At 41.8% G+C, this 5,282-nt stretch carries 6 protein-coding genes; 4 read left to right on the top strand and 2 right to left on the bottom strand.

What is annotated here, in order from left to right:
• Positions 1-211: 211 nt before the first annotated feature.
• Positions 212-538 carry a hypothetical protein gene (locus tag ACJ751_RS11535; RefSeq protein ID WP_407745647.1) on the top strand — a complete coding sequence of 109 codons (327 nt, stop codon included), beginning with the start codon at positions 212-214 and terminating at the stop codon, positions 536-538.
• A 187-nt stretch (positions 539-725) separates the two neighbouring features.
• On the opposite strand, the gene ACJ751_RS11530 is transcribed toward ACJ751_RS11535, so the two are convergent.
• Complete coding sequence (locus tag ACJ751_RS11530; protein ID WP_407745646.1) at positions 726-2,102, bottom strand: polysaccharide lyase 6 family protein; 1,377 nt, start codon at positions 2,100-2,102, stop codon at positions 726-728.
• 723 nt (positions 2,103-2,825) lie between these two features.
• Between ACJ751_RS11530 and ACJ751_RS11525 the strand changes: the two genes are divergently transcribed.
• A complete protein-coding gene (locus ACJ751_RS11525) occupies positions 2,826-3,398 on the top strand; it encodes a Crp/Fnr family transcriptional regulator (RefSeq protein ID WP_407745645.1) in 573 nt (190 codons plus the stop codon).
• A gap of 136 nt (positions 3,399-3,534) precedes the next feature.
• The gene (locus ACJ751_RS11520; protein WP_407745644.1) at positions 3,535-3,915 is read left to right on the top strand and encodes a nuclear transport factor 2 family protein; all 381 of its coding nucleotides are present in this window, start codon (positions 3,535-3,537) and stop codon (positions 3,913-3,915) included.
• A gap of 132 nt (positions 3,916-4,047) precedes the next feature.
• Here the strand turns inward: ACJ751_RS11520 and ACJ751_RS11515 are convergent, their stop codons facing one another.
• Positions 4,048-4,674 carry a hypothetical protein gene (locus ACJ751_RS11515; RefSeq protein ID WP_407745643.1) on the bottom strand — a complete coding sequence of 209 codons (627 nt, stop codon included), beginning with the start codon at positions 4,672-4,674 and terminating at the stop codon, positions 4,048-4,050.
• A 348-nt stretch (positions 4,675-5,022) separates the two neighbouring features.
• Here ACJ751_RS11515 and ACJ751_RS11510 point away from each other — a divergent pair.
• On the top strand, positions 5,023-5,282 hold a 260-nt coding region (locus ACJ751_RS11510; protein WP_407745642.1), incomplete at its 3' end, for a hypothetical protein.

The raw sequence follows: 5,282 nt of genomic DNA, 5'->3' as shown, positions 1-5,282 counted from the left end.
TAACCTGTACCGGGCGCAGTAGCTGCGCGGCGGGTAAAAAGTCTGTAGTAAGATCAATATCTCCGGCTAAATAGATTTGTTTTACTAAACAAAAAACGTGAAAAACACGGATTTTTAAAGGAAAGAATTTACATAACTTAATATGCCAAACCCAATAAAGTCTGACCTAAAATGAACATGCTTTAGTTTTTTAATTTTAAATATAACTCTTATGTCACAAGTCAAAAACTTTACAGCTATAGTTCACTCGGGAATAGCAGGGTTTCTCATAGAAGTAAAAGGCGAAGTTAACTGTGGTATGTTAACCGTAATGCCATCATTAACAAAAAAAGTACCGCAGGGAGCTAATCCAAAAATTTTAATTCTTGATGTTTTGCCTGCGAGCAAAGATCCCAATGGTAATTTTCAGGAAGCTCAATACAGCGAAAACATTCACAATCAAGACACTTATACTCAGGTTGAATTGATAGATTCTGAAGGATCTTCAATTGTCACTATTCCAGTACAACCGGCCCATGCCGAAGCCTCAGCCAGTTAGTAAAGGTTGTCCGGATACAAAGATGCTGCATTACAATATTTGATGCAGCATCTTTGTTTTAAGAACAAACAGTTAATTAAGAGAGATCTACTTTAGAAAGCTCAACAAAATAATAATAGCAATCCGATCACTGTCGTGAAGCTTTTCAAATTAGTATTGTGGTGCAGTTGCATTATTATTGACTTTATTAATAATTATAACTGCCCGGGCCGGTATCAGACGTCGTCAATGGCGTACTGGGTATACCCGGGTTGGATCCACTGGTGCTGTTATTGGAAAATACAGTATTGCCAGGTAGCCGCAGGTCGAGAAGCGTTGAGGCGCTTCCCCGGAGCGCATTGTTGGAAAATGTGCAACCGGTAGGCGGCAGCATATCGTTACTGCCATGGCCAATGATAACACCACGGGTATTCATATTGATCCATATATTGCTTGTTACACTGGCATTGAATACCTGCGCATGACTAAAGTTTGAACTGGTGTAGCTGTCTCCTGCGCCCAGAACAAACCCGTAATCCTGGGGATTGTCTACATAATTTCCGGTAACTACATGGTTCTTTTCATAGATCTTGATACCACCGGTGCCTGTTTTTCCCGCCTGTAGCATCAGGTTGCCGGAAATAGTGTTACTATTACCCGCCCGGGAGGAGATGGTGCCTACCGATGTGCGGAAGGTATTGGTACGAACCGCATTGTTGGAACTTTTGATAGAAATGATCTCCGCATCACCATCGCAGTTCACAAAAAGATTGCTTTCCACCACGGTATTAGTATGCTGGTAGTCGCCAGCCACGCCTATTCCGCCAAGCACCATTATTTCTCCCGTACTGGCGGCCATGTCATGGAAATAGTTATGATCAATTTGGGTATTGCGGGCCATATTAGGGTTGTTGGGGCCGTTGCCATTAGCCCAGTTAGTACGATCCGATGGAACCGTTATACCGGTTCGGTTTCCCCGGACGAATATATAATGGCCTTTTACACTGTTGGATCCAAACTCATTGTGATCAACGCGGTTATTATTGCTGTTTCCGCTCAACATAACCCATTGGGTACCGCTGGCCTGACCGCTTAGCTTAAGCGTACTACCGGCGAGGCGGCAACTGTTGCTGGCCTCAAACCATACTGCTACCGGGAAGGATTCGCCATCCACCGTTTGGGTTGAACCAGCCGTGGTGATTTTCAATCCCTGCACAGTAACCGAAGATACCTTGCTCAGCCGGATAATACCCGATGAAACAATAGCGCTGCCTTTATTGGCCGCCTGGATCGTAATGCCGCTTTTAGTGACCGTAAAACCAGCGTATGTTCCATTGGCCAGTATGATCTTATCGCCCGAAACGGCAGATGACATGGCTGAATTTAATTGCGAATTGTTAGATACATTGAAAGTAGTAGCGAATGCAGCAAGGATGTTTTCTTCTTTTGGCGCGTTATCGTTAATTGCCGCATCAGACTTTATGCTCGTTTTTTTGCAGGCGCCAGCAGCCAAAATTGTTATAAACAGGAATGGCAGCAATCGGTTGCTCGCAACCGTACTTAGGTTGAATAATACCCTTTTCATTGGCAAGGTGTTTGATTTTTTAATAAATGATTAGTGACCCGGTTTCCGGGATGCGGATCAAAAACAATACTGACAGTAATCTTTATGTGATAGCTTATTTGAATTTAAAGACATAAATCACTATGCGGTTGTGGCAGATTGGCCTTTCGTTAATGTGGTTTACCATGTTGTACCTGGCCTCATCCATGTGTGAACCATGTGTCAACCATGTGTCAAATGGGGTACTTCACCAATGAAACACACATGTTTCACACATGGTTGACACATGGTTTAGCCATTTTTTATAAATCCGTAGGGTATTTTTTGCTTTACAACTGTCATTCGTCCCAGGAATTGTTGTTACCCGTCCCAGGTTTTTGGCCACCCCGTCACTGAAAAACGGTCTATTACGTAGGGCGCATGTCATTCGTTCCATGTTTTTCCGAAGCCCGTCCCAGGTTTAAGCAAAGCCGATTCCATTTCCCTGAATTCAGCCCTTTTAGATCTTACTTTTGAGTCGTTAATCGTTGCTGATGAGGCTTCGCTTAATGCCAAACAGGAGGAGCGACTTGAAAGGCATGCTGAATCAGCGATCATTAACAAATACCCGGCCCGGCACCTAAATCAGATCCAAATAGCACAGCCTTTCAGGAATTGGGAAATAGCAATAAAAAAAGCTCACTTTTATGAAGCTTAATTAATCTATGTTTTATTTTTCCTTCCACCAGGCTATCTTTATACGGTATGGATCCAAAACAATTGCTGAAAGAACATATAGCGAAAACCGCTAAACTTACGGACGATGAGTTCGACGATTTCTTTAACTGCTTCACAGCGGAATCTTATAAAAAGGGAGAATACATTTTTGCCGCAGGCGATAAAATAGATTGTGAATATTTTGTGGTTAGTGGTTGTATTAAAACTTTCTATATAAACGACAATCTGAAAATGTTTGTACTTCAATTTGCTATGCCTGGATGCTGGGGATCGGATTATACCGCCTTGTACGGTAGCACAAGAGCCACTATCAATATAGGTTGTATTACAGATGCAGAAGTGTTGCGCCTGTCGAACAAAGACCGGGAAAACGCATGTAAAAAGATCCACCAGGTAGAACATTTTTTTCGCTCCCGTATGACCGGTGAATATGTGGCTTCGCAGAAAAGATTACTGAGCACGATGAACAACGACGTGAAATACCGGTATGAAGAACTGAAAACCTTATTTCCTGAATTGTACAATATGGTGCCCAAACGATTGATCGCTGCTTATTTGGGTGTTTCGAGGGAAACGCTTTACCGGTTGAATAACTCCTGAGATGTGATGTACATTACGCACTTTTTTATTCTTAAGCGTTTATGTTGAACTACAAACCAAAGAAAAATGTGATTTGCATCACACAATTTCCTTTCGTAGCCTTCATACCTTCATGTTATATTAAACACTGAAGAACATGACAACTCAGCAAACAGATGAAACAGCCATTGCAAAGGCACTGGAAGAATATTATTTTAAAGGTAGTTATGAAGGCGATTTGAATAAGCTGAACCGTATCTTTCATCCGGGTACCTTGTTGTTCGGCGATGTAAAAGGCCAACCTTATGCCAAAACATTGGATGAATGGCTGGATGTAGTAGCGAATCGGCAAAGCCCAAAGGATTCCGGCAAACCATTCGAAGGAGATATTCTGAACATTAAAGTGGTGAACTCTGTCGCCATTGCCGAGGTACATGTGAAAGCATATGATATGCTCTATCATGATTTTCTGTCATTGCACCGGATCGATGGCAAATGGCTCATCGTTAATAAGATCATGAGCGGCATCAGCCAATAAACAGATAATCTCATTTAGTATTTCTGGTTCGCCAGCCGCTGGTGAATCCGATGGTTAAAGCATTAAAAAAGGCCCTTCGATGTATCGGAGAGCCTTTCCTTTGAAGTGGGATCGGGTGAAATGTCTAACCAGTTAATTCGTATTATTAAAGCTTTGAAGGAGATCCGGCGTCAGTCCCGGTAACTTAATTTTATAGCGAAACCTGCCATCAAATGCATCTTCTTCTTTCAAAAGCTCATGTTCCTTTTTGCTGATCCAGAATGTTTGTGTATATGATTTACCGTTATGTGATCCCGATGTTGCCAGCTTCCAGCATGTTACCTGCCGGTTATCCAAGGTACGAAGCGTTTCGCTGCCCGTTACTTTATAGGTTACAAATGTGGGCGGTGCTGTTCCTGCATCATAAAAATTAATCACAAAGGTTTTTCCGATCGCAAGCGGAAGCATTTCAAAGGTCTCTATATCCAGATGCCAGTTAAAATTGGGACGGTCAAATGCCAGGTGAAAGTCTTTCCTGGTATTTCCGTTCACCGTATCAGATCCTTTAATACCTGTGCGGCTCCAATTATAGACTGCCACTTTACCGTTGGCTTCAGCAGCATGATACAGCGGCGTAAAATCTTTCACACTGCCAAGTGATAAAAACGTGCGATACTCGTTGCTATCAGCAGTGTACCAGTGTTCGCGGATAGCAAATACTTCTATTCCATCTTTTTTTTCAATAGCAACATCCCGAACCCAATACTGAAACAGCAGCATTTTGCTGTGTTGGGGCCACTGGTGAAAAACCAGGTATTGTTTAATCCCTGGTTTAAGAAACCCTGTATTCAAATGCCCGGAGCCCGGGTATAAGGTGTCTGACTGGGCAAATAAACTTTTCTCATTAGTTAGCAGTAAGATCAGGAGCTGGAAAATTATCAGAATCCAATGAATAATTTTTTCCATATGTGTTATATAATGATTAAGAATGCATAAATTTCTTGGTAGCGGTCTGCATTAAAAAAAAGGTTCAATAAAAAGCTTATTTTATTTAACAAGGCAACAACCTTCTTCAATGATCCTGCTGGTTGAAAATAGAAGGCCAATGGTTGAAAAAAAGCAGCGATCATGAAATTCATTGTAATTTTAAAAATGAACTTTTCTAAATGGAAAGCAAGTCCTGTCCAACTGCAGTACATCATCTGGGGAATCATGTTCCTGGTTACCTTTTTTTCTATGCTTCCTATGGATGGGCTGGGGCCGTCGGTTATTTATGCGGCTTTGAATATCCTCTATTATGCGACCATCGTTTATGGAAACCTCAATTTACTGATGCGCTTTTTTTATGAAAAAGGTCGTATTGTGCAATATGTAACAGGTTCCATATT

Source organism: Niastella sp. (assembly GCF_045805085.1).
GTDB lineage: Bacteria > Bacteroidota > Bacteroidia > Chitinophagales > Chitinophagaceae > Niastella.
This window is presented reverse-complemented; position numbering and strand designations above follow the sequence as displayed.